Source organism: Laedolimicola intestinihominis, assembly GCF_040096155.1.
Classification (GTDB): Bacteria; Bacillota; Clostridia; order Lachnospirales; family Lachnospiraceae; genus Laedolimicola; species Laedolimicola intestinihominis.
Map to the genome: position 1 here is coordinate 301,951 of NZ_JBBMFE010000001.1, position 23,664 is coordinate 325,614.

Consider the following 23,664-nt stretch of genomic DNA (forward strand, 5'->3'; position numbering starts at 1 on the left):
GAGGCGTAAGCCTTCCGGCGGGGGATTTTCATAAAGGAGAATCGATATGATACAGGATATTGCGCCGCATATCTATCACAATGAATACTGCCCGGAGAAGCCGGACGCAGACAGCTATCTGATGTATTTTGAGAAACATAACGCGCTGGCCCGCTGGGATGGGGTGGAGATTGCATTTCCCAGATTCCGGGATTTTCCGGAGGTGAAGACGGAGCTTTCGGAGAACATCATCTATCTGTTCACAGTGGATGATAAGAGATTCTATCTGGTAAAGGAACTGGCCCTGCCGGAACGCAAGGGCTTTCGGCTGGAAAGTAACCGGAGATTTCGGGACGCACAGCCTCAGTGGTTATCCTTCGCCGGCATCACTGGCTATCAGCTCTGGCACTGGTACGACGTCCGCAAGTACTGCGGCCACTGCGGCAGCCCCATGGTGCATGACGCAAAGGAGCGCATGATGCGCTGCCCGGACTGCGGCCAGATGGAATACCCGAAGATTTCTCCGGCAGTCATCGTGGGTATTCTACATAAAGATAAGATTCTGATGTCCAAGTATGCGGGCCGGGATAATATCACCTACTACGCGCTGATTGCGGGATTTACCGAGATCGGCGAGAGCATCGAGGAGACCATCCGCCGGGAGGTCATGGAGGAAGTGGGTCTGAAGGTCAAAAATATCCGCTACTACAAGAGCCAGCCCTGGTCCTTCTCCGAGACAGTCCTGATGGGCTTCTTCGTGGATCTGGACGGTGATGACGAGACCGTCACCCTGGACACCGAGGAGCTGGCCACTGCAGAATGGTTCACGCGGGAGGACGCTCCGCCCCAGCCCCTGAATATCAGTCTGACCAGTGAGATGATCTGGCAGTTCAAGAATGGAAAGGTGTAAAAAAACACCTTTCCCGTAAAAAAATAAGGTCAAAAAATCCAGTATTTATGCGGCTTTTGGAGATTCTGAAAAGAAAATGAAAAAAAGTTGAAAAAAGTGCTTGACTTTTCTTTGGTTATAAGGTTATAATAAGCAAGTCGGTTGGGACGGCAAGTCAAAACCGAGAACGAAATGGGATCTTAGCTCAGCTGGGAGAGCATCTGCCTTACAAGCAGAGGGTCATAGGTTCGAGCCCTATAGGTCCCATTTATGGCGAGGTAGCTCAGTTGGCTAGAGCATGCGGTTCATACCCGCAGTGTCGGGGGTTCAAATCCCTTCCTCGCTACTAAGATTCAGACCCAAGAACGAAATCGTTCTTGGGTCTTTTGTTTACGCGAGCAACGAGTCAAAGTCCGTGCTTGTACGAGACCTTGACGGTGCTAAGCGCCAGTGGCGCTTGTTCAGCACCGACCGAAGTGGAACGTAGATGCCGCGATAACGAGTAAAATTCGCGAAGCGTATTTTATCTCGTATACAGGAGGATGACATGGAACAGGTGCAGCATGAGATACCGCCGCTCTACGACGGACATTCAAAAATTTTGATTCTGGGCAGCTTTCCGTCGGTGAAATCGCGGGAAGGGCATTTCTTCTACAATCACCCGCAGAATCGATTCTGGCGCGTTCTGGCGGCCGTGACGGGGCAGGAGACGCCGGGGACGATTCTTGAGAAGAAGGAGTTCCTGCTTAGGAGCGGCATTGCCCTGTGGGATGTGATCGCAAGCTGCGAGATCGAGGGCTCCAGTGACAGCAGTATCCGGAACGTGGTGCCCAATGATATCCGCCCCATATTGAAGACAGCGGATATCCGTCAGATCTATGTAAACGGCGGTACGGCGGAGAAGCTGTATAAAAAATACATTTTCCCGGAGACGGGACGGGCAGCGGTGCGGCTGCCATCCACCAGTCCGGCCAACGCGGCGTGTTCATTGGACAATCTAATCGGGCAGTGGAAGGTCATAGGGGAGAGCTTAAACCAGTAGCGAGCCTGCGGGCACAGTGGAAAGCGGTTATTGCAAAAATCGTATCAAGTTGTCATGGATTGGCTATACTTATGCAAACATTTGAGATATAATAACGGCAGACAGGCTGTTTTGCCGGAGACTATTGGACAGGCATGGAGGCGCGACAGCATTTTCCAAAAAATAAGAACGAAAACCGGGCGGAATTTCCCGGAGAAAGAGGTATAGAATGCGGGTAGGAATGGGATATGACGTACACAGACTGGTGGAGGACCGAAAGCTGATCCTGGGCGGCGTGGAAATTCCCTATGAGAAAGGACTTCTAGGACACTCCGACGCAGATGTGCTGCTTCACGCGATTATGGACGCTCTTCTGGGCGCAGCGGCCCTCGGCGACATCGGAAAGCATTTCCCGGACACGGATCCGGCATATAAAGGCATCTCCAGTATCAGGCTTCTGGAGCATGTGGGAAAGCTTCTGGAGGAGCAGAATTACGTGGTGGGCAATATCGACGCCACCATCATCGCCCAGCGCCCGAAAATGGCGCCCCATATTCCTCAGATGCGGGCAAATGTGGCGAAGGCTTTACAGATTGAAGAAAGCCAGATTAACATCAAGGCTACTACAGAAGAGGGCCTCGGTTTTACCGGCACCGGCGAGGGCATTTCTTCTCAGGCCATCTGCGCTCTGATTCCGGTGGCGAATTACGCCTATGAAGATGTGATGCAGCTTCCGAACGGCTGCCCGGGCTGCGGCGGCTGCCAGAAGGCAGAATAGAGCAGCCTATGCCGGTGATTTGGGCGGCGGACATGGCAGATTGGAAAAACAGATATACAGACGAGGTGTAAGCTATGGAGAAGCAGGAACTAAAAACCCAAAAACTGGAAGTGAGATATCTGAAAGATGACGAGCGGATACGTTCCCGGGAACTCTACGAGGAAGTCTTTGTGGAGGATGCGGACGGGTTTTCAGAGCTCTATTACAAAATCAAGGCCCGGGACAACCGGATCCTTGTGGCGGAAAACGACGGCGCCATTGTCTCCATGCTGCACCGGAATCCCTATACCTTCCGGTTCCGCGGCGCGTCCGTTCCGGCGGATTATATCGTAGCGGTGGCTACCAAAGTGACCTGCCGCCATCAGGGACTGATGCGTGCATTGCTCACAAAGGCCCTGCAGGATATGTACGCCGACGGTCGCCCCTTCACCTTTCTGATGCCGGCGGATGAAGCCATTTACACGCCCTTTGATTTCCGTCTCATGGGAAATGATGACGAGGAGGGCCTGGCGGCCCAGGGCAGCGAAGAACTGGAGGAGGACTACGAACTGTTCGTGGAAAAGGATGAAGCATATCAGAAGCGCCATATCGACTGGCCGGAATGGGAGACCACGCCCATGATGCTGCGTCTGGTGGATGCCGCAAAATTTGTGGGAAAAATTGGCGCGGAGGAGCCCCAGAGTCTGATAGTCCGCGTTACAGACCCGATTCTGCCGGAAAATGACGGCGTCTTCTGCTGGAGCTTCACGGAAGATAGCAGCAGGCTTACCCGAAGTGGTGCGGAGCCGGAGTTCACCATTTCCATCGCGGATCTGGGCAGCTTTCTCTTCGGCATGCTGGGCGCGGAGGAACTTCCGGGCATTACTAAGACGGCATTTCAGAAGCTGGAGCAGGTGCGCGTGGTAGACGGCGTCTACATTAATGAGCTGGTGTAAGCATGTGCACAAATAAAAACAGGAATATTTCCTGAAATTAGCCGCAAAGGCTTGACAAAAACGGCATTTTTGCATATTCTATAAAGAGTAAATAAGAAAATAAGTGAAAAGGCGAAGAACGGAAAAGTAATCCGCATCCAAAGCGTCAGAGAGAAGCTGTCATCGGCTGTAAGCAGCTTTCGCGGGAGGGACGGACGAAGTGCATCCGGGAGCTGATCCGGTGAACAGGCAGACGGGAGAAATGAAAAGCCTGCAGCCGGGTACGTAAGAACGCACGTTACGCGGAAAAAGGGAAAAGGCGAGAGCCTTTTAAAAAGAGTGGAACCGCGGATTCTTTCGTCTCTTATGGAGAAGAAAGGATCCTTTTTTATTCCATTTTTATCCCGAGGCATAAAAAGGGGAGCAGCATGGGAATTATCAAGTATATCAACGAAGAAATTCAGGTTATCCGGGAGCGGGATCCGGCTATCAAGACCTCGGCCGAGGTGCTTCTTTATCCCTGCTTCTGGGCCATCCTGAATTACCGGATGGCGCATAAGCTGTACAAAAGCGGACATTATTTCTGGGCCAGATGGATTTCCCAGAGATCCAGAAGGAAGACGGGCATCGAGATTCATCCCGGAGCCACCATTGGCAAGGGCCTGTTTATCGACCATGGTTCCGGTGTTATCATCGGCGAGACCACCATCATCGGCGACAATGTGACCCTCTACCAGGGCGTGACCTTAGGCGGAACCGGTAAGGAGCAGGGCAAGCGTCATCCCACCCTGGAGGACAACGTCATGGTCAGTGCCGGAGCAAAGATTCTGGGTTCCTTTACCATAGGGGAGAATTCCAAGATCGGCGCAGGCTCCGTGGTCCTGAAAGAGGTGCCGCCCAATTGTACCGTGGTAGGCGTACCGGGACGCATCGTCAAGCAGGATAATGTAAAAGTACCGCGAAGCGATATGGATCAGGTAAATCTGCCCGACCCGGTTATGGAGGAGCTGTTGGCGCTCCGAATGGAAAACGCCGATCTGAACCGGCAGCTTGAGGTGCTGGAGGAAAAAGAGCGACAGAAAGCAGCAAGAAAGGCTGAAAAGAAAAAAGATAAAGCAGAGAAAAAGGAGAAAAGACATGAAGCTGTATAATACGCTGACAAAAAGTAAAGAAGAATTTGTCCCCCTGGAGGAGGGCAAGGTAAAAATGTACGTATGCGGCCCCACCGTATACAATTTCATCCACATTGGTAACGCCCGTCCCATGATCGTATTCGACACCGTGCGCCGCTATCTGGAGTACAAGGGCTATGAGGTAAACTACGTATCCAACTTCACAGACGTGGACGACAAGATTATCAAGAAAGCCATCGAAGAGGGCGTGCCCGCAAACGAGATTTCCGAGCGTTATATCGCGGAATGCAAAAAGGATATGGCTGACATGAACGTAAAGCCGGCCACCACACATCCTCTGGCGACCCAGGAGATTCCGGGCATGATTGAGATGATTCAGGATCTGATTGACAAGGGCTATGCCTACGCAGTGAACGGAACCGTATATTTCCGCACCAGAAAGTTTGCTTCCTACGGCAAGCTGTCCCACAAGAACCTGGACGACTTAAGAAGCGGTAACCGTTCCCTTCTGGTGTCCGGTGAAAATGAAAAAGAGGATCCGCTGGATTTCGTACTCTGGAAGCCGAAGAAGGAGGGCGAGCCTGCCTGGGAGTCACCCTGGGGCGAGGGCCGTCCGGGATGGCATATCGAGTGCTCTGTCATGTCCAAGAAGTATCTGGGTGAACAGATCGATATCCACGCAGGCGGCGAGGATCTGATTTTCCCGCACCATGAAAATGAGATTGCCCAGAGCGAGGCCTGCAACGGCAAGGAATTCGCCCATTACTGGCTGCACAATGCCTTCCTGAACATTGACAACCGCAAGATGTCCAAGTCCCTGGGCAACTTCTTTACCGTAAGAGAGATTACTGAGAAATACGATCCGCAGGTGCTCCGTTTCTTCATGCTGAGCGCTCACTATAGAAGCCCGTTGAACTTCAGCGCCGATCTGATGCAGTCCTCTAAAACCAGCCTGGAGCGTATCCTGACGGCGGCTGACAATCTGAAGCATCTGATTGCCAACGCAAAGGATGACAGCATGACCGAGAGCGAGACTGCTCACTACGACGCTACCGAGGAGTATGTGAAGAAATTTGACGAAGCCATGGACGACGACTTCAATACGGCGGATGCCATTGCGGCCATCTTTGAGCTGGTAAAATATCTGAATACCCACACAAGCGCAGAGAACAGCAAATCTTATCTGCAGAAGTGCCTGGATCGTCTGAAGACATTGTGCGATATTCTGGGGCTGGTGGTAGATAAGAAGGAAGAGCTTCTGGACGCGGACATCGAGACTCTGATTGCGGAGCGTCAGCAGGCGAGAAAAGAGAAAAACTTTGCGCGGGCAGACGAAATCCGTGCCGAGCTTCTGGAGAAGGGTATCGTTCTGGAGGATACCCGCGAGGGCGTAAAATGGAAAAGAGCATAATGGATCTGATGGCAGGCGTCAAAGAAACCTGGGAGCTTCCGGATGTGGACGTGCGGACCTATTCTCCGCTGGTGCTGGCCTATATTGGTGACGCGGTCTATGAGGTAGTGGTTCGTTCCATTCTGGTGGGGCGGGGCAACGCCCAGGCTAACCGGCTTCATAAGGAGGCCAGTACCCTGGTGAACGCAGGGGCCCAGTCGGCCTCTCTTGAGCGCATCAGGGAGGAACTGACGGAAGAGGAAATGCAGGTCTTTAAGCGGGGCCGCAACGCCAATTCCGCCACCATGGCCAAGCATGCCACCATGTCCGATTACCGACGGGCTACAGGCTTTGAGGCGCTGATGGGCTATCTGTATCTGACAGGCCGCACGGAGCGTATTCTGGAGCTGGCAAAAAAGGGATTAGAAGAGGATTGAACGTATGAATTACGAAGAACTGACCATAGAGGGAAGAAATGCGGTGCTGGAGGCCTTTCGCTCCGGTAAGACCATCGATAAGCTGTTTGTTCAGGACGGCTGTCAGGACGGAAGCATCAACACCATTAAGAGAGAAGCAAGAAAACACGATACCATCATCAATTTTGTAGCAAAAGAGCGCCTGGATCAGATGTCTGCCACAGGACATCATCAGGGCGTCATTGCCCAGGCGGCGGCCTATGATTACGGCACAGTCGAGGAGATGCTGGCAAATGCCAGAGAGAAGGGCGAGGATCCCTTCCTGATTCTGCTGGACGATATTGAGGATCCCCATAATCTGGGAGCCATTATCCGTACAGCAAACCTGGCAGGTGCCCACGGCGTCATCATTCCGAAGCGTCGGGCGGCAGGCCTGACCGCGGTGGTGGCCCGGGCTTCAGCCGGAGCTATCAATTACACACCTGTGGCGAAAGTCACCAACCTGACCAACACCATTAAGGAACTGAAGGAGCAGGGGCTTTGGTTCGTCTGCGCAGATATGGGCGGCGAGACTATGTACGACCTGAATCTGACAGGTCCCATCGGCCTGGTCATTGGAAACGAGGGTGAGGGCGTCAGCCGCCTGGTGCGGGAGTCCTGCGACTTTATCGCTTCCGTTCCCATGAAAGGAAATATTGATTCCCTGAACGCTTCCGTGGCGACAGGCGTGCTGGCCTACGAAATTGTACGGCAGAGGATGAAAAAATAATTCATGACAAAGCTTGAAGAACGTTCAGACGAAGAACTGATGGAAGGGATCCGCGGCGGCGAGCAGGAATGCATGGATGTACTGATTGAACGCTACAAGGGGCAGGTGCGCAAAGAAGCCCGTACCCTGTACCTGATTGGCGGTGACAGCGACGATTTGATTCAGGAGGGCATGCTGGGACTTTTTAAGGCCATTCGGGATTACAGGCCGGAAAAAGAGGCTTCCTTCGGCTCTTTTGTGAAGCTGTGTATCTCAAGACAGCTTTATACTGCCATCCAGGCTGCGTCCCGGCAGAAGCACAGCCCTTTAAATACCTATGTGGAGCTGACAGAAGGCCTGGACGATGTGTCAGACAGTTCCCGGGGAAAAAGCCCGGAGGAGCTGCTCATCGACCAGGAATCGGCGGAGAGCCTGCAGGATCGGATTGAGGCGCTTTTAAGTCCCATGGAGTACGGAATTTTGCAGCGCTATCTGAACGGAGAGAACTATGTACAGATCGCGGAAGGCCTGGAGAGGAGCCCGAAGTCCATCGATAACGCGCTGCAGCGGATCCGAAGAAAAATTAAGAAATTTATTCTGAAATAAAAGTCCGCTTTTGAGACAGAACATGTTATACTTATCTCAGGTTACAAAAGAAAAAGGAGGGGATTTTATGGCAGGATATTTCGGAAGTATCAAACCCTATTTTCTGATAGGAATTATCGTATATATCATTTACCGGGTGCTGCTCCGGCTATTATACCGGAATGGACGGATGCGGGTGCCGGTGGCCCATGAAGTGGGTATGGCGCTGCTTGCCTGGTGGCTGCTGACCTTATTTTCCGCGTCGGTGAGCCCGGCGCTTGGTTTCTCTCTGAAGCCTGCATTTCCGGGAACGAATCTGATTCCCGTCTATGGCACGGTACGGATGGTCAGGGAGAGCGGCGTAGGAGCCCTGTTTGGGGCCTTTTTGAAATATATCCCCATCGGTTTCCTGGTGCCGTTTCTGTTCCGCAGAAGCCGTAATCCGGGCAAGGTGTTGTCTCTGTGCGGAAGCGCGGCGCTTTTTATTGAGGTATTTCAGCTTTTCATGCCGTCCATGATTGTGCGGCTGGATGATATTTTATGGGCGCTCTTTGGAGGCTTTGTGGGCTATTTTCTGTTCGGTCTTTTATGCATGAATATCACAGGCGTTGAGCGGATGGCAACCGTGAAGCGTTCCCGTGGGCGTCAGGTACCGGCTCCGGTGCGTCTGGAGCTGGAGCTGGTCTTTCTTCTGATGCTGCTGCCGGTGATGGTGCAGGGCACACGTCTGGAAATAGCCCGGGTGCAGGAGGTACGCGCTCAGGAGGAGCAGCAGGCGAAAGCAGCTGCGGAGGCGAAGAAAGCAGCGGAAGAGGCAGAGGCCAAGCGTCTGGCCGAGGCAGAGGCGAAAAAGCTCAAGGAGGCGGACAGCATGCCGGGGCTTTCCCTGGAAGCGGGAGCAGCTGTGCTGTTTTCCGTGGACGATGATCTGATTCTATATGAAAAGGCAGGAGCCGATCAGGAGATTCCGGCCAGCACCACGAAGCTGATGACGGCCCTGACAGTCTTGAATTACTGCGATCCGACGGAGAAGCTGACGGCAGGGGAGGAAATTACCCGTATCAGCGGCCAGGCGTCCAACGCGAGCCTGAAAGAGGGCACCACCGGAACTGTGGAGACTTTTCTGGGTGCTATGCTGATTCCTTCCGGCAATGATGCGGCTTACGCGCTGGCGACCTACACCGGACGGAAGATTCTGGGCAATGACAGCGCGTCGGTGGACGAGGCATTGCAGGCCTTTCTGGATGCGGAAAAGGATCTGGGAACAGAGCTCAATCTGGAGAATTCCAATTTTCTGACGCCGGACGGCGACCAGGCGGACGGTCAGTACAGCTGCGCCCGGGATATGGTTCGGATTGCGCGGGAATGTCTGAAAAATGATACCATTAAGAAGCTCTGCGGCGCGAAATCCTACCGCGGCCTGTTTGACAACCTGGATTTGACTTATAAGAATACCAACGAGCTGATTCAGCCATCCGGCGAGTATTATTACGAGGGAGCTATCGGGATGAAGACCGGCAGCTTCAATGATGTAAAATGCCTGGTAGCAGCGGCTGAGATTGCCGGTAAGACTTATATCGCGGTACTGATGCAGGACGGGGATCCGGGCCGGTATAAGGACGCAAAGATCTTATTTGACTATGTGGCGGGTGATTCCGGGGATACCGGAGAAGACACGCCTGCGGAAGAATAGCAGCATAAAAAGAGCGGATAGCCCGGAGGCGTGAGAATGTCCCCGGGTTATATTTTTATGTAATAGGAAATTCCGATAGAATCCCCTATTACATAAAAAACATTATCGCACTGCGGCGGAGAATCCTGCAAAGCAGGATTCTCTCTTACTGCCGGTCAAATAATGGAGAATAAAACACAGAAAAGACACAGGAATACCACATTTTCTACATAAAAACACCACAATTGCATCACAGATGTTTTTTATAATGACCTCATCAAATGAAACAAAGCAGACAAACCTGATTTGAGGAGGTATTAAATATGGGAAACATAAAAAAGGGAAGTAAATTTGCAGCAATGGCTCTGGCATTCGGCGTGCTGGCAAGCACAGCCTTCCAGGGCAGCAATTATCTGTATAACAAAGCAAATGGTGGAACAGTGACAGCCACCGATAAAGCGGAGCTGAATATCGCAAGCGCGGTCAGCAGCAGCTCCACAGATGCTGCAGGTACCGATACGGACAGTAGCGCAAGCGTATCCACTATCGCGGAGGCGGCTATGCCGTCCCTGGTAGCCATTACGAATAAGAGCGTCCAGGAAATGCAGAGCATGTTCGGCCAGACACAGGCTTATGAAAGCGAGAGCAGCGGCTCCGGCATCATCATCGGTAAGACCGATACGGAGCTTCTGATGGTCACCAATAACCATGTAGTCAGCGGCGCGCAGGATTTGAGTGTGGGCTTTGTGGATGAGAGTGTGGCGGAGGCTGCTGTGAGGGGAACGGACGCGGATCATGATATTGCGGTGATTGCAGTGAAGTTAAGTGATTTATCCGAGGATACCCTTTCCGCTATCAAGGTTATTGAAATCGGCAGTTCCTCCAACCTGGAGGTGGGCGAGCAGGTGGTAGCCATCGGCAATGCGCTGGGCTATGGACAGTCGGTAACGACGGGCATCGTCAGTGCCCTGAACCGAGAGGTTACCATTGATAATACCGCCAACACCCTGATTCAGACGGATGCAGCCATCAACCCGGGCAACAGCGGCGGCGCACTTCTGAATATGTCCGGCCAGTTAGTTGGAATTAACTCTGCAAAGTATTCTGATACATCGGTAGAGGGTATGGGTTACGCCATTCCGGTGGACGACGTGGTGGATATCATTGAGAACCTGATGAACCGTCAGGTGAGAACCGAGAAGGCGGCTGAAGGAGAGAGGGGCTTCCTTGGCATCAGCGGCCAGGATGTGACCAGCGAGGTGTCACAGGCTTATGATATGCCGAAGGGCGTCTATATCACATCGGTGGAGACAGGCAGTGCTGCAGAGCAGGTCGGTCTGCAGAAGGGCGATATCATCACCAAATTCGACGGAACCAGCGTATCTGCTCTGGCTGATCTGAAAGAGCAGCTTGCTTACTATAAGACTGGGGAGCAGGTGGAAATTACCTATAGCACCCGGGAGAATGGGCAGTATGCTGAGAAAACTGCGACAGTGACGCTGGGACAGAGTAAATAAGCGGACGGACGAAAAACGGCGCCTCAGACGCCGTTTTTCTGTTACGAAGTATCCGTAAGGAGCTGCCGGTGGCAGGTCCTGTAGGTGTATTGAGAATTCGATAGTTTACGATGCTATAACTGTTCTTTTTCCAGATACTTCATGTAGCTCGCTACCATGAGCGCAATCTTGAAGGTCAGGGCGTCTTCGAAGACGCGGATATCCAGGCCGGTGGTTTTCTGGAGTTTTTCGAGACGGTATACCAGGGTGTTGCGATGGACGAAAAGCTGGCGGGCGGTCTCGGAGACGTTCAGGTTGTTTTCAAAGAATTTTTCGATGGTGGACAGGGTTTCTTCATCGAAGGTGTCCGGTGTATTCTCATGGAATACTTCCTGCATGAACATTTCGCACAGGGGCTGGGGAAGCTGATAGATCAGGCGGCCGATGCCCAGGGTGTGGTAGGCGTTTACCGTGGCTTCCGGGTAGAAAATTTTACCCACCTCCAGAGCCATTTTCGCTTCTTTGTAGGATTTGGACAGGTCGCGGATCTGACTGACCATGGTTCCGTAGGCGACGCGGATGCGGGAACTGTCTTCGTCGGTATTCAGCATACCGGCCAGCATTACGGCTATTTCATCCAGTGTGTCATAAGTGTCCTCTTCGCCGACGGATTTTACAACAACGATATTTTTCTGATCTACGGCAGTTATAATATCCTGGGACTTGGGTGCGAAGACGCTTCGCACAGCTTCCAGTGCCATGACGTCCTTTTCGTCGCGGGTCTCGATCAGATAAACTACACGCATGGCTTCGGTCTGGATGTGGAGCTTTTTGGCCTGGCTGTAGATATCTACCAGCAATAGGTTGTCCAGCAGCAGGTTCTGGATAAAGTTATTGCGATCGTAGCGTTCCTTATAGGCTACAATCAGGTTCTGAAGCTCACTGACTGCCACTTTGCCTATCATGTATGCGTCGTCGCCGCTGCCTTTTGCAAGCAGGATGTACGCGAGAATGCCTTCATCATATACTTTAAAGAAATGACATCCCTGAAGATTCTGCCCTTCTGCCGGAGACTGAGCGAAGCTCCGGGTCATTTCCAGGGTTATGCCTGATGCGTCGAAGGTGGATGCAACCTGGCTTCCGTCTGTCTCCAGTACGCAGAGATCAATTCTTGTTATACCGCGCAGCTCTTCCAGACTTGACTGTATCACCTGATGGGAAATCATATTAATACACCTCCATGGTTTCATTGGTTCGATTATAACATGCCTCTTTGATATCTGGAAAGATCTTTTTCGTCAAAATGACCAAAAACTGCCCGGAAAATAGCTAAATAAAATTTTTTGAAAAAATTTCATTTTAACGCTTGACATTACCTGAAAGTGATGGTACTATAATCTAGCGCGTTGCGCAAGACATTAAAAACGCTGCTGTGGCTCAGTCGGTAGAGCGTCGCATTGGTAGTGCGGAGGTCACGGGTCCGATTCCCGTCAGCAGCTTGTCGAAAAATTACGGAAAACCTTTAAGATGAAGGTTTTCCGTTTTTTTGTTTTTGAAAAGCGGTACGGTTTGGTACGCGACGGACGAAAAAAGAGAACTCCGGAATCACCAATGCGATTGGAAGTTCTCTTTTGTTTTCTGCTTTTATCAGGTCGTTTCTTTTTTCTTTTTGTCATGCTTCGGATCCGGCTTCGGCAGCTGATCTACCAGCCGTTCGATCACGGCCTTTTTCATATAGACGTCGAAGCTCAGCAGACAGATGAAGGAGAAGAGCTGCAGGAACTGCTTATCCTCGTCGGACGCGTCGGGAAAGGTCTGCTCGGAAACCTGATATTTCTGAACCAGATCCTTTTTGAGATCCTCAAGCTGTTCTTTTTCCAGGCAGAAGACCTCGTCATAGATGCGGTCCAGCTGAAACGCATGGTCTGTATGGAAGTACTTGTCCGTCAGCGGCGTCAGCAGATTCTGAATATCACTGATAGAGAGAATATTTTTAAAATAATAGATAAAAATCAGGAGCAGCATGTGCTCTTTGGAATATTTCTTCTTCTCGGGCGGGGGAAGCAGACGGTTCTTGGCGTAGTTGTTAATCATGGTCTTCGTCAGAATCTTGTCATCTTCATACCGTTTGGAGCTCTTTAACTGGCTGTCCATAAAGGTCGTCACCTGATCCATGTAAAGATCGATGCCCGGGATGTCTTCCGGATGGATATAGTCGATCCGATCCAGACTTTCCAGAATGCTCTCCAGGAGATTTTGACTGTCTATTGTCATAGGTATCACCTCGGAACCTATTATATAGTATTCAAAACTATATGACAAGAGGTAAATATTTAAAGTTTTTTTAAGATGCAGAAAAGGAATGACAGGAGACGAAAATTGTAATATAATAGAAACCACTAAGGGGCAGACAAACTTTTAGTTTCTGCAGAAGGAGGATAAAATGGCTAACATTTTAAAAAGATTTGGGGATATCATGTCAGCGAACATCAATGCGCTGCTGGACAAGGCAGAGGATCCGGAGAAAATGATCGATCAGTATCTGCGTGAGGTTGAAAGTGATCTGGGAAAAGTGAAGGCTGAGACAGCGGCTGTGATGGCGGCTGAGACCAAGGCCAAGAGAGAACTGGACGAGTGCGGCGCAGAAGTGGAGAAGATGCAGAAGTACGCGGAGAAAGCCCTTCTGGCAGGCAATGAGGGCGACGCGCGCCAGTTCCTGGAGAAAAAAGCGGATCTGACGAAGAAGCAGGAGAGCCTTCAGAAGTCCTATGAGGCAGCGGCAGCCAACGCGGTTCAGATGAAGGAGATGCATGATAAGCTGGTGAAGGATATGGAGACCCTGGAGTCCAAGCGCGATGCGATTAAGACCAAGGTGGCAGTAGCGAAGACCCAGGAGAAGCTGAACAGGATCGGTTCCAGCGTAGCGGGCGCAGGCGACGCCATCGCAGCATTTGAGAAGATGGAAGCCAAGGCGGACAAGATGCTGGATGAGGCCAACGCCATGTCTGAACTCAATAAGAAAGAGGGAAGCATCGACGATCTGACCAAGAAATATGACAGCACAGCATCCGATGTGGATGACGAGCTGGCAGCGCTGAAGGCAAAGATGGGATTATAAGCTGGGAACATCGATGGATAACAAAATTTACTACTGTGAAAACTGTGGCGGCGTTATGGAATTTGACGCCGCCTCTCAGAGTCTCAAATGCCCCAACTGCGGCACAGAGACAAAGATAAAAAATGATAAGAAAAAGATTGTAGAGCACAGTCTGACCCGTCACGCCATGCAGACTATCACAGCGTCGGAGAAAAAGAGCCAGACCATGATCTGTAAGGGCTGCGGCGCGAAAATTGAGGTGGCGGCCAACAGTACGGCTACCAGCTGTCCCTATTGCGGTTCCAAGTATGTGTTGGCCGACAAGCAGGAGGACGCCATCATTCCCGACGGCGTACTGCCCTTCCAGATAGACCGAAACCGGGTGGGCGAGCTGTTCCGAAAATGGCTGAAGGGCCGCTGGATGGCTCCGGGCGAGCTGAAGCACCTGTATCAGCAGGAGAAGCTTCAGGGCATCTATCTGCCCTACTGGACCTTTGATGCGAAGGCAGACGCCCGCTATACGGCTCAGGGCGGGCGCAGACGTACCGTGACACGGAAGGGGCCGGATGGCAAGACCGTGCAGGAGACGGTAGTGGATTGGTATCCCACTTCCGGCAGTATCCGGCACTTTTTTGACGACGTACTGATTCCGGCGTCAAAGAGCCTGAAAAGAAATCTGTTGGACCGGGTCGGAAGCTTCGGTCTGACGCAGGTGGCCTCGTATTCCCCGGAGTATTTCTCGGGTTACAACGCGGAGGTCTATACCGTGGATCTGGATGACGCCCACAGCGACGCCAGACAGTACATGGAGTTTAATCTGGAAGAAATGGCCCGGCAGGATGTGCTGCGCCGCTACGATGAAGTGCGGGGCGTGAGCGTGCGCGCCAGCTACAGCGACGAGACCTACAAGCATGTGATGCTTCCGGTTTACGCTACGGCATATACCTATAAGGGTAAGAAATATCACGTTCTGATCAACGGTCAGAGCGGCAGGGTAGAGGGCGATTATCCGAAGAGCCCGGCGAAAATCATAGCGATTATTCTGGGTATTCTGGCGGTGATATTCCTGATTTACCTGTTCAGCACCGGTAGTGACGACAGCTATTACGGCATGCGCGCAGTTCCGACTGAGAGCGTGCTTCTGACGGCGGACAGCCAGGCAGAGGGGCCGATAACCCTGCAGGAAGAAAATGAGGAGGCAGTGACATGGGATTATTTAGCGGACAGTTTGCCAATGTAGTAGAATGGCAGGAATTCCGGGATGATATGCTCTTCTGGAAATGGAGCAACAAGGAGATTAAGAAAGGAAGCCGGCTGATTATCCGTCCGGGCCAGGACGCGATTTTCCTCTACAACGGCAAGGTAGAGGGTATCTTCCGGGACGAGGGAAGCTACGACATTGAATCGGCGATCATTCCGTTCCTGTCTACCTTAAAGGGATTCAAGTTCGGTTTTAACAGCGGCCTGCGGGCGGAAGTGCTGTTTATCAATACCAAAGAGGTGCTGGTAAAATGGGGAACCAAGAGTCCGGTACTGATTCCGACACCGGGACTTCCGGGCGGTATGCCCATCCGGGCTTTCGGTACCTTCGCGTGCAAGGTATCCGATTACGACGCTCTGATTGAAAAGGTAGCGGGCATCAAGCAGCAGTATTCTGTGGAGGATGTGCGGGAGCGCATCATCGGTATGCTGGATCAGCTTCTGATGAAATGGATTTCAAAGGAAGGCAAAGATATGTTCAATCTTCAGGCCAACGCGGACGCCATTGGCCGTGGTATCCGGGAGGATTTGGACATGGAGATGAGTAAGATTGGTATCAGCATTGCCAGCTTCGCGATTTCCAGCTTCAACTATCCGGAGGAAGTCCAGAAGATGGCTGAGAAGGCGGCGGCCCAGAGCATGATTGGTGATGTGGGACGCTTCCAGCAGGTAGCCATGGGCGAGGCGATGGCTAAGGGTCAGGGCGGCGGAACCGCTTCCGATATGGCCGGTATGGCCATGGGAATGGCCATGGGCCAGCAGATGGCGTCTCAGATGGCACAGGCCATGAACGGCGGCGCACAGCAGACCGCGGTTCCGAATCAGGGCGCGGCAGCAGGCGGTACAGCTCCGAATTTCTGTCCCAACTGCGGTACGAAGACCAATGGAGCGAATTTCTGCCCCAATTGCGGACAGAAGCTGGTATAAAAGGGCGGAATGTAACGAGACAGGGAGATAAAGAGAGTTATGAGTAGTTATGATCTTTTGAACCCGGAACAAAAAGAAGCGGTGCTTCATACCGAAGGACCGCTTCTGATTTTGGCGGGAGCCGGTTCCGGCAAGACCCGTGTGCTGACGCACAGGGTGGCATATCTGATAGAGCAGGGTGTTGCGCCCTGGAATATTCTGGCTATTACCTTTACCAATAAGGCGGCAGGGGAGATGCGGGAACGCGTAGACAAGCTGGTGGGCCTTGGCAGCGACAGTATCTGGGTCAGTACCTTCCATTCCACCTGTGTGCGGATTTTGCGGCGCTATATCGATCGGCTAGGCTATGACACCTCATTTTCCATCTACGATACAGATGACCAGAAGTCGGTGATGAAGGAGGTCTGCAAAAAGCTGCAGATCGACACGAAGATCTATAAAGAAAGGATGCTTCTCGGCGCTATTTCCCATGCAAAGGATGAGCTGATGAATCCGGTGCAGATGCAGCTGGATGCGGGCAGCGACTGGAATCAGCAGAAGATCGCCGGGGTCTATGCGGAATACCAGGCTCAGCTTCATAAGAATAACGCGCTGGATTTCGACGATCTGATTATGAAGACTGTGGAGTTGTTCCAGAACTGTCCGGATGTGCTGGATTTTTATCAGGAGCGGTTCCGCTATATCATGGTGGACGAGTATCAGGATACCAATACAGCCCAGTTTAAGCTGGTAAGCCTGTTGGCGGCAAAGTATCAGAATCTCTGTGTGGTGGGTGACGACGATCAGTCTATTTACCGGTTTCGTGGCGCGAATATCATGAATATCCTGAACTTTGAGCAGGTATTTCCGGACGCGAAGGTCATCAAGCTGGAGCAGAACTACCGTTCCACCAGCAATATTCTGAACGCGGCCAACGAGGTCATTCACCATAACCAGGGTCGGAAGGACAAGCGGCTGTGGACGGATAATGACGCAGGTGTGCCGGTGCGCTTCCGGCAGTTCCAGAATGCCTTTGAGGAGGCGGAGCATGTCATTGGCAATATTACCAGCCATATCCAGAAGGAGGAGGCAGAGTATAAAGATCATGCGATCCTCTACCGCACCAACGCCCAGTCCCGCCTCTTTGAGGAAAAGCTGATTTACGCAAATATCCCCTATAAGATCATCGGCGGCGTCAATTTCTATGCCCGCAAGGAGATCAAGGATCTGCTGGCTTACTTAAAGACCGTGGACAATGGCCGTGACGAGGTGGCCGTGCGCCGCATCATCAACGTGCCCAAACGGGGCATCGGCGCGACAACTTTAAGCCGTGTGGGTGAATATGCCGTGGCCAACGATATGGGCTTTTATGAGGCCCTTCTGAACGCGGAGCAGATTCCGGGCATTGGCCGTGGCGCGTCCAAGGTGCTGCCTTTTACAGTGCTGATTCAGACCCTCAGGGCCAAGCAGGAGCATGCGAAGGTCAGTGAGCTTCTGGAGACTATTCTGGAGGAGACCGGTTACCGCAGAGAGCTGATCCTGGAGGGCACCGATGAGTCGGAGGCCCGTCTGGAGAATATCGACGAGCTCATGAGCAAGGTCAAGGATTATGATGAAAATGCGGAGAATCCGTCCCTCAGCGGCTTCCTGGAGGAAGTGGCTCTGGTGGCTGATATCGATAACCTGGAGGAGGAGAGCAATCATGTGGTGCTGATGACGCTTCACAGCGCCAAGGGTCTGGAGTTTCCCTATGTCTATATGGTCGGCATGGAGGAGGGACTGTTCCCCAGTTACATGTCCATTGTGGCCGATAATCCCCAGGAGGAGATAGAAGAGGAGCGTCGTCTCTGCTATGTGGGTATCACCCGCGCCAAGAAGGAGCTGACCATGACGGCGGCCAGACAGCGTATGCTGCGGGGGGAGGTCCAGTACAATATGATTTCCCGCTTCGTCAAGGAGATTCCGGACGAGTATCTGGAAAATAAGACCGAAAGCCCGGGACAGAGGGCAAAAGAGGCTAAGGAGCAGCGCATCAACCAGCGCAGACAGGCTATGCTGGAGGCCAGAAAAAGTCTTCGGACCAAGCCCATTCAGTCCAAAATGGTAGCGGCTACCAAGGCGTCCCATCTGGACTACAGCGTGGGAGACCGGGTGAAGCATATCCGTTTTGGCGAGGGTACGGTGCTTGAGATTATCGAAGGCGCCAAGGACTATGAGGTGCGCGTGAACTTCGATGTGGCGGGTGTGAAGAAGCTGTTCGCCTCCTTTGCCAAGCTTCAGAAGGTGTATTGACCTGAATCGCATTTTTTTGACGGAACCCATAGTATTTTAAAAGGGAATATGATATAATATCTAAAACAAGCGGCAGTCTGCGGAAAGGATGTAGGAACGATGAATAATAAGATGGAAGATTTTCTGACAGCAACCAAATTAAATGAACTGATTCACAAGAAAGAGATCGAGGAGAAGAACAAGAACACGGTTCTCTGGATTCTGGCAGTGATCGGAGCGGTAGCGGCAGTGGCAGGAATCGCCTATGCAGTATATCGTTTCTTTGCACCGTCCTATCTGGATGAGTTCGAAGATGACTTCGATGACGATGAGTTTGACGATGATTTCTTCGATGACGAGGAAGAATAAGAAAAAGAAACAGAAGTGAGCGAAGAGTGTCTCAGGACGGAACAGATGTTTTGAGACACTCTTTTTCGGTTCTCTGTTTTGGATTTTGTGACAGAAAGAGGAAGTTTATGAAAAAAGGTGAAATTTACGAGGGAATCGTCGAAAAGACGGAGTTTCCGAATAAAGGAATTGTGACAGTGGAAGATCGCCGCGTGGCGGTGAAAAATACATTACCGGGGCAGAAAATCAGATTTCGGCTTAAAAAGGTGCGAAAAGGTGTAGGCGAGGGACAGCTTCTTCAGATTCTGGAGCCTGCGGCCAATGAGATTACGCCTGTCTGTCCCCATTTTGCAAACTGCGGCGGATGTACCTGGCAGAATTTGTCCTACGAAGATCAGAGGCTCTTAAAAGAAGGGCAGCTTAAGGAACTTCTGGACGGCGCGATTACAGCCCCCTATGTATTTGAAGGCGTGAAGAGCAGCCCGAGACAGCTGGAGTACCGCAATAAGATGGAGTTCTCCTTCGGCGATGAGGAAAAGGACGGCCCGCTGGCTCTCGGTATGCACAAAAGAGGCAGCTTCTACGACATCGTAACGGCAGACAAGTGTCAGATTGTGGATGCGGATTTCCGGAAGATTCTCTGCTGTGTGCTGGAGCATTTTGAAAAGAAAAAGTTACCCTTCTATCACAGACTGCGCCACACCGGGTATCTGCGCCATCTGCTGGTGCGAAAAGCGGCGAATACCGGGGAGATTCTGGTGGATCTGATTACCACAACGCAGCATCTTCGTGAGGATGGCAGCGACTATAGCGCGTTGACGGCGGATCAGTCCTGGGCGGAGGAGCTGCGGGCGCTTCCGCTGGAGGGGGAGATTGTGGGCATTCTGCATACCCACAACGACAGTCTGGCAGATGTGGTGCAGAACGACCGGACCGAGCTTCTGTATGGACGGGATTATTTCTACGAGGAGCTTCTGGGACTGCGCTTCAAGATCTCGCCCTTCTCCTTTTTCCAGACCAACTCCCTGGGTGCGGAGCTGCTCTACGAGACCGCCCGGAGCTATATCGGAGAGACGGACGATCGTGTGATCTTCGACCTGTACAGCGGCACCGGCACCATCGCCCAGATGCTGGCTCCGGTGGCCAAAAAGGTAGTGGGCGTGGAAATCGTGGAGGAGGCTGTGGAAGCCGCCAAAGTGAATGCCCGGCTGAACGGCCTGTCCAACTGTTCCTTTATCGCCGGCGATGTGCTGAAGGTTATCGATGAGCTGACAGATAAGCCGGATCTCATTGTGCTGGATCCGCCCCGGGACGGAATTCACCCCAAGGCGCTGCAGAAGATCATTGATTTCGGCGTAAACCGGATTGTCTATATCAGCTGTAAACCGACCAGTTTGGTGAGGGATTTGGAGATGCTGCAGGGGAGAGGCTATCAGGTGGAGAAATGCGTGGGAGTGGATATGTTCCCGTTTACGGGGAATGTTGAGACGGTTGTCTTGCTTTCCAAGGGCGAAGTCGACTCGAAAAAGATTCGGGTTGAGTTCTCTTTGGAAGATATGGATATGTCCGAATTTCAGGATGGGGCAACCTATCCGCAGATCAAGGAGTATGTGTTGGAGCATACCGGGTTAAAGGTGTCCAACCTCTATATCTCACAGATTAAACGAAAATGTGGGATTGGGGTTGGTAAGAACTATAATCTGCCGAAGTCCGAGGATTCCAGACAGCCCCAGTGTCCGCCGGAAAAAGAGAAAGCAATCCGAGAAGCATTCAAATATTTTGGGATGATCTAACATCCCGCAAAATGGAGGTTTCTTATGGATAGATTGATTTCTTGTGAGTTTAACATGGATACCGCTTGTGTGGAACTGAAATTTTTAGATGGCAGCATGATTGCCATTGATACCATCGCCGTGGAGAATGAGGTTGCTGACAATATGTATCAACGGTCAGAACTGGATTATCTAATCTACAATGATCCGGTTGGATATGCAGACTTGATCTTGAACGGTGATCCCGAAATTTATCTAAAAACTGTAACTGAATGTAAACCCTTAGATTAAAACTCAGCCCTCTGCCTTTTCCTTGGCAGAGGGCCGTTTTTTGCTTAACAGTTATTGAGCATCCCTTAATTGCTCTACAACACTGCATTTCGCTGCGTTGTCATACATCATGCAAGGAATCAGCCACCCCAGCAGAAGAAATACCGGAATTGTCAGCAGGACAGGCAGAATGGTGAATCGATACTCAAAGAACCAGAACATACTGCCCAGCATTTTTCCCGCAAGAGGTCCCACCGCCAGCGACAGAATAAAGGCCGCCGCTACAGAAGACATTGCGTAAAACAACCCCTCGTAGATCAGCATGGTTTTGAGCTGCCGGTTTGTCATTCCTACAGCCTGAAGCACAGCAAATTCACGGCGGCGGGAAAGAATACCGGTCATCATGGCGTTGAAGAAATTTAAGAGTCCCACCAGCCCAATGATAGCACAGAGGATACCACCTATCAGAAGGAACATCTGCCGGAACTGAGCAAATTCAGAGCGAGCCGTGGCCTTGCTTTCATACATCAAGGGCGAAAACTCACCGGCAGTGAGCTTCGATAGATATTGCTCTGCTTCGGCCTCGTCAACTTCGTCCGCTGTGTCGAACAGGTAGAGCAGCGGAATGGCCGCACCACCGCTGTCCCGCTGTGCGGTATCCACAGACAAAACTGTCTCATATCCAATACCACCATAACGATAACTCATGGAATACGGAAGCTCTACCAAGGCGCAGACCGTGTACGCTACATCTCTGGCTCCATACAGTTTTTCCTGAAGGTACTCCTCCGGTGTATCTTCGGTGCAGAGTTCCCCGGTGCGGCTGTCGATATATTTCACATCGTCCGCATAGGTAGCGGTGATCGTGTCTCCCACCTTGGGGTAGTATTCAAGATTGGGCAGATTACCGTAGTCATCTAAGGAAACCGCAATGGCAATGGCGTTATTGTCCGGCTCCAGCATGGGAGAAATATCTCCGTCGAACACTTGCAGCTTGTCAAACAGACTGTTATCCAGAGCCTCGATTCTGGTCTTTCCCATCACCATATTGCCCCGGTGCTCCAGACGGCTCATATGGCTGTCCAACTGCTCGGCGCTTTCGAACCATGCATAGTCCTGCCGCAGAGCATCCTCCGTCATCCACAGATATGCGGGTTTTCGCACAGCATATCCCGTGCCGGAAAGACTGGCCTTTGTGTTTGCTGCGATCTCTCCGATCTGTTCTGGCGTGATGAATTCATCTGCTGAGTTGTAACGGAAATAGTCGGGCGTGCTGACGATAAAATCGGCGCAGGTCTTGGCGGATACATACTTCTCCATGCTGAAGCCGCCCACAAAGGTACACAGTGCATTGAACAGTGTCACCGACAGTGCCAGAGACACCACCACCAGTACCGTCTTTTTCTTGTTTCGTCCCAAATTGGCAAAGGCCATCTGATGGAGCTTCGCTCCCCGGGTGCTGCGCTGTTTTTTCTTGGTCTGCATTGCATCCGTATATTTGGTAGCCTCCACCGGAGAGACCTTAGCTGCCATTTTTCCGGGCTTGGAACAGGACAAAAGCACCGTCAACAAGGCGAACAGCATAGAACCAAGGAAGATCACAGGCGATGTGCTGATGGTGGTGATGCCTGCATCCAACTGGGTGGAGCGCAAGACAACAGGCACCAGAACAGCGCCGATGCCGTAGCCCAGCAGCAGCCCTGCCGGAATGCCGATCAGACAAAGCAGAAGTGCCTGCTGGCGAATGATACGTTTGAGCTGCCGGGGCGTTGTGCCAATGGTTTTCAGAAGTCCGTAAAACCGGATATCCCCTACAACAGAGATCTGAAAAATGTTATAGATGATAAGATACCCCGTGAAAATCACCAGCAGCAAAAAAGCTGCTATGGCGATCACAAGTTCCGGATCAAGCTTCGACTCCAGCTGGGATGAGGTATATCCCCAGTTGACGCCGATCCGGACGCTGTTGGGATCGGTATAGCTGTCCCATGTGTAGCCAAGATCGGTATCCACCTGCTCCATCTGCCCTTGAATGTTTGTGCCGGAGGCCAGCATGACATTCAAATCGGTGCGGAAAGGCTGTAAACCTGTTTTCACTGCCTGCGCTTCGATGTCATCTGCGTAATCACGGCTGATGTTGATGTAATGAACAGGCATTAGTTCATCATAGTCCCAATAGCCCACCAGCGTAAAGGTATCTGTTACAGTAAAGGCGGTTTGATCCTTGTCCGTAATGGAATAGGAAACCGTGACCTCGGCGCCCAGCTCCGGCGTTACGCCAAGCAGCTGCAACGCTGCCGTATCCATGGCTACCTCTTTGCCGCTTTCGGGCATCCGTCCGGTAGTAGGGGTGGCATAGCTCCATTTAGTGCAGTTGGCATCCATGTAGCTGATCTCTGCCGGTATTTTGGCAAAGACCCCCTCCGCAGTGATACCGATTACCTTCCGTACCCCCGCAGCCTTCACCTTTGGGTGGGCAGCGATGCGTTCCGCCTGCTCGGGGGAAACATCCTTAAAGGTGCCATGCGCATAGCCGCCTACCTGCCGAAACTGGTAGGTTTCATAGCTGGCGTTCAACGACAAGGCAATGGTGAACATGGACGTAAATAGCAGCGTTGTCAGCGCAATGGCAAAAATAGCGATCAGATTGCGGCGACGGTTCGCATAAAGAGATTTTAAGCTGAGCTTTCGAATACATTTTCTGTTTTTGACATTCATC

General features: G+C 51.8%; 21 protein-coding genes, 3 tRNA genes and 1 other annotated feature. Of the genes, 21 read left to right on the top strand and 3 right to left on the bottom strand.

Features of this window, described 5'->3' with window-relative positions:
- The first annotated feature begins 46 nt into the window (after positions 1 to 46).
- The 13 genes from nudC (at position 47) to WMO29_RS01325 (ending at position 11,042) form a co-directional block, all read left to right on the top strand.
- Positions 47 to 889, top strand: a complete 843-nt coding sequence (nudC, locus tag WMO29_RS01265; protein WP_349163417.1) for an NAD(+) diphosphatase — start codon at positions 47 to 49, stop codon at positions 887 to 889.
- Between the two features lie 173 nt (positions 890 to 1,062).
- Positions 1,063 to 1,135: transfer RNA gene (locus WMO29_RS01270), tRNA-Val, on the top strand.
- A 5-nt stretch (positions 1,136 to 1,140) separates the two neighbouring features.
- A tRNA-Met gene (locus tag WMO29_RS01275) sits at positions 1,141 to 1,214 on the top strand.
- A gap of 201 nt (positions 1,215 to 1,415) precedes the next feature.
- Positions 1,416 to 1,910: a DNA-deoxyinosine glycosylase gene (locus tag WMO29_RS01280; RefSeq protein WP_349163418.1), complete on the top strand. Its 495-nt coding sequence runs from the start codon at positions 1,416 to 1,418 to the stop codon at positions 1,908 to 1,910.
- A 208-nt stretch (positions 1,911 to 2,118) separates the two neighbouring features.
- A complete protein-coding gene (ispF, locus tag WMO29_RS01285; RefSeq protein WP_178040029.1) occupies positions 2,119 to 2,667 on the top strand; it encodes a 2-C-methyl-D-erythritol 2,4-cyclodiphosphate synthase in 549 nt (182 codons plus the stop codon).
- 74 nt (positions 2,668 to 2,741) lie between these two features.
- The gene (locus WMO29_RS01290; protein ID WP_349163419.1) at positions 2,742 to 3,602 is read left to right on the top strand and encodes a GNAT family N-acetyltransferase; all 861 of its coding nucleotides are present in this window, start codon (positions 2,742 to 2,744) and stop codon (positions 3,600 to 3,602) included.
- A gap of 105 nt (positions 3,603 to 3,707) precedes the next feature.
- Positions 3,708 to 3,949, top strand: a binding site (T-box leader).
- A gap of 60 nt (positions 3,950 to 4,009) precedes the next feature.
- The gene (gene epsC, locus WMO29_RS01295) at positions 4,010 to 4,732 is read left to right on the top strand and encodes a serine O-acetyltransferase EpsC (RefSeq protein ID WP_349163420.1); all 723 of its coding nucleotides are present in this window, start codon (positions 4,010 to 4,012) and stop codon (positions 4,730 to 4,732) included.
- On the top strand, positions 4,719 to 6,125 hold the full coding sequence (gene cysS, locus WMO29_RS01300; protein ID WP_349163421.1) for a cysteine--tRNA ligase: 1,407 nt from the start codon (positions 4,719 to 4,721) through the stop codon (positions 6,123 to 6,125). The genes epsC and cysS overlap by 14 nt, the downstream gene beginning before the upstream one ends.
- Positions 6,110 to 6,541 (top strand): Mini-ribonuclease 3, encoded by a 432-nt coding sequence (locus tag WMO29_RS01305; RefSeq protein ID WP_349163422.1) that lies wholly within the window; start codon positions 6,110 to 6,112, stop codon positions 6,539 to 6,541. The genes cysS and WMO29_RS01305 overlap by 16 nt, the downstream gene beginning before the upstream one ends.
- A gap of 4 nt (positions 6,542 to 6,545) precedes the next feature.
- Positions 6,546 to 7,289, top strand: coding sequence for a 23S rRNA (guanosine(2251)-2'-O)-methyltransferase RlmB (gene rlmB, locus WMO29_RS01310; RefSeq protein WP_349163423.1), 744 nt, complete (start codon positions 6,546 to 6,548; stop codon positions 7,287 to 7,289).
- A gap of 3 nt (positions 7,290 to 7,292) precedes the next feature.
- On the top strand, positions 7,293 to 7,874 hold the full coding sequence (locus WMO29_RS01315; protein ID WP_349163424.1) for a sigma-70 family RNA polymerase sigma factor: 582 nt from the start codon (positions 7,293 to 7,295) through the stop codon (positions 7,872 to 7,874).
- A gap of 67 nt (positions 7,875 to 7,941) precedes the next feature.
- Positions 7,942 to 9,546, top strand: a complete 1,605-nt coding sequence (locus WMO29_RS01320; RefSeq protein ID WP_349163425.1) for a VanZ family protein — start codon at positions 7,942 to 7,944, stop codon at positions 9,544 to 9,546.
- A gap of 302 nt (positions 9,547 to 9,848) precedes the next feature.
- Positions 9,849 to 11,042 (top strand): S1C family serine protease, encoded by a 1,194-nt coding sequence (locus WMO29_RS01325; protein ID WP_349163426.1) that lies wholly within the window; start codon positions 9,849 to 9,851, stop codon positions 11,040 to 11,042.
- A 113-nt stretch (positions 11,043 to 11,155) separates the two neighbouring features.
- On the opposite strand, the gene WMO29_RS01330 is transcribed toward WMO29_RS01325, so the two are convergent.
- Positions 11,156 to 12,247: a PucR family transcriptional regulator gene (locus tag WMO29_RS01330; RefSeq protein ID WP_349163427.1), complete on the bottom strand. Its 1,092-nt coding sequence runs from the start codon at positions 12,245 to 12,247 to the stop codon at positions 11,156 to 11,158.
- Between the two features lie 200 nt (positions 12,248 to 12,447).
- On the opposite strand from WMO29_RS01330, the gene WMO29_RS01335 reads away from it, so the two are divergent.
- A tRNA-Thr gene (locus tag WMO29_RS01335) sits at positions 12,448 to 12,520 on the top strand.
- Between the two features lie 148 nt (positions 12,521 to 12,668).
- Here the strand turns inward: WMO29_RS01335 and WMO29_RS01340 are convergent.
- On the bottom strand, positions 12,669 to 13,295 hold the full coding sequence (locus WMO29_RS01340; RefSeq protein ID WP_349163428.1) for a DUF1836 domain-containing protein: 627 nt from the start codon (positions 13,293 to 13,295) through the stop codon (positions 12,669 to 12,671).
- A 169-nt stretch (positions 13,296 to 13,464) separates the two neighbouring features.
- Between WMO29_RS01340 and WMO29_RS01345 the strand changes: the two genes are divergently transcribed.
- The 7 genes from WMO29_RS01345 (at position 13,465) to WMO29_RS01375 (ending at position 20,966) form a co-directional block, all read left to right on the top strand.
- The gene (locus tag WMO29_RS01345) at positions 13,465 to 14,139 is read left to right on the top strand and encodes a PspA/IM30 family protein (protein WP_349163429.1); all 675 of its coding nucleotides are present in this window, start codon (positions 13,465 to 13,467) and stop codon (positions 14,137 to 14,139) included.
- Between the two features lie 13 nt (positions 14,140 to 14,152).
- Positions 14,153 to 15,358: a TFIIB-type zinc ribbon-containing protein gene (locus WMO29_RS01350; protein WP_349163430.1), complete on the top strand. Its 1,206-nt coding sequence runs from the start codon at positions 14,153 to 14,155 to the stop codon at positions 15,356 to 15,358.
- On the top strand, positions 15,325 to 16,305 hold the full coding sequence (locus tag WMO29_RS01355; protein WP_178040016.1) for an SPFH domain-containing protein: 981 nt from the start codon (positions 15,325 to 15,327) through the stop codon (positions 16,303 to 16,305). Before WMO29_RS01350 ends, WMO29_RS01355 begins: the two co-directional genes overlap by 34 nt.
- 39 nt (positions 16,306 to 16,344) lie before the next feature.
- A complete protein-coding gene (gene pcrA / locus WMO29_RS01360; RefSeq protein ID WP_349163431.1) occupies positions 16,345 to 18,576 on the top strand; it encodes a DNA helicase PcrA in 2,232 nt (743 codons plus the stop codon).
- 99 nt (positions 18,577 to 18,675) lie between these two features.
- Positions 18,676 to 18,924, top strand: a complete 249-nt coding sequence (locus WMO29_RS01365; RefSeq protein ID WP_349163432.1) for a DUF4366 domain-containing protein — start codon at positions 18,676 to 18,678, stop codon at positions 18,922 to 18,924.
- A gap of 107 nt (positions 18,925 to 19,031) precedes the next feature.
- Complete coding sequence (gene rlmD, locus WMO29_RS01370; protein ID WP_349163433.1) at positions 19,032 to 20,696, top strand: 23S rRNA (uracil(1939)-C(5))-methyltransferase RlmD; 1,665 nt, start codon at positions 19,032 to 19,034, stop codon at positions 20,694 to 20,696.
- 24 nt (positions 20,697 to 20,720) lie between these two features.
- Positions 20,721 to 20,966, top strand: coding sequence for a DUF6061 family protein (locus WMO29_RS01375; protein WP_021683568.1), 246 nt, complete (start codon positions 20,721 to 20,723; stop codon positions 20,964 to 20,966).
- A 51-nt stretch (positions 20,967 to 21,017) separates the two neighbouring features.
- Here the strand turns inward: WMO29_RS01375 and WMO29_RS01380 are convergent, their stop codons facing one another.
- Complete coding sequence (locus tag WMO29_RS01380) at positions 21,018 to 23,663, bottom strand: ABC transporter permease (protein ID WP_349163434.1); 2,646 nt, start codon at positions 23,661 to 23,663, stop codon at positions 21,018 to 21,020.
- Position 23,664: the final 1 nt, after the last annotated feature.

Coding starts and splice junctions, on each gene's coding strand:
- WMO29_RS01315 (WP_349163424.1), top strand. CDS start 7,293: ATGACAAAGCTTGAAGAACGTTCAGACGAAGAACTGATGGAAGGGATC.
- WMO29_RS01305 (WP_349163422.1), top strand. CDS start 6,110: ATGGAAAAGAGCATAATGGATCTGATGGCAGGCGTCAAAGAAACCTGG.
- nudC (WP_349163417.1), top strand. CDS start 47: ATGATACAGGATATTGCGCCGCATATCTATCACAATGAATACTGCCCG.
- cysS (WP_349163421.1), top strand. CDS start 4,719: ATGAAGCTGTATAATACGCTGACAAAAAGTAAAGAAGAATTTGTCCCC.
- ispF (WP_178040029.1), top strand. CDS start 2,119: ATGCGGGTAGGAATGGGATATGACGTACACAGACTGGTGGAGGACCGA.
- WMO29_RS01365 (WP_349163432.1), top strand. CDS start 18,676: ATGAATAATAAGATGGAAGATTTTCTGACAGCAACCAAATTAAATGAA.
- WMO29_RS01350 (WP_349163430.1), top strand. CDS start 14,153: ATGGATAACAAAATTTACTACTGTGAAAACTGTGGCGGCGTTATGGAA.
- WMO29_RS01330 (WP_349163427.1), bottom strand. CDS start 12,247: ATGATTTCCCATCAGGTGATACAGTCAAGTCTGGAAGAGCTGCGCGGT.
- WMO29_RS01380 (WP_349163434.1), bottom strand. CDS start 23,663: ATGAATGTCAAAAACAGAAAATGTATTCGAAAGCTCAGCTTAAAATCT.
- WMO29_RS01280 (WP_349163418.1), top strand. CDS start 1,416: ATGGAACAGGTGCAGCATGAGATACCGCCGCTCTACGACGGACATTCA.
- WMO29_RS01345 (WP_349163429.1), top strand. CDS start 13,465: ATGGCTAACATTTTAAAAAGATTTGGGGATATCATGTCAGCGAACATC.
- WMO29_RS01320 (WP_349163425.1), top strand. CDS start 7,942: ATGGCAGGATATTTCGGAAGTATCAAACCCTATTTTCTGATAGGAATT.
- WMO29_RS01340 (WP_349163428.1), bottom strand. CDS start 13,295: ATGACAATAGACAGTCAAAATCTCCTGGAGAGCATTCTGGAAAGTCTG.
- WMO29_RS01325 (WP_349163426.1), top strand. CDS start 9,849: ATGGGAAACATAAAAAAGGGAAGTAAATTTGCAGCAATGGCTCTGGCA.
- WMO29_RS01375 (WP_021683568.1), top strand. CDS start 20,721: ATGGATAGATTGATTTCTTGTGAGTTTAACATGGATACCGCTTGTGTG.
- rlmD (WP_349163433.1), top strand. CDS start 19,032: ATGAAAAAAGGTGAAATTTACGAGGGAATCGTCGAAAAGACGGAGTTT.
- rlmB (WP_349163423.1), top strand. CDS start 6,546: ATGAATTACGAAGAACTGACCATAGAGGGAAGAAATGCGGTGCTGGAG.
- WMO29_RS01355 (WP_178040016.1), top strand. CDS start 15,325: ATGGGATTATTTAGCGGACAGTTTGCCAATGTAGTAGAATGGCAGGAA.
- WMO29_RS01290 (WP_349163419.1), top strand. CDS start 2,742: ATGGAGAAGCAGGAACTAAAAACCCAAAAACTGGAAGTGAGATATCTG.
- pcrA (WP_349163431.1), top strand. CDS start 16,345: ATGAGTAGTTATGATCTTTTGAACCCGGAACAAAAAGAAGCGGTGCTT.
- epsC (WP_349163420.1), top strand. CDS start 4,010: ATGGGAATTATCAAGTATATCAACGAAGAAATTCAGGTTATCCGGGAG.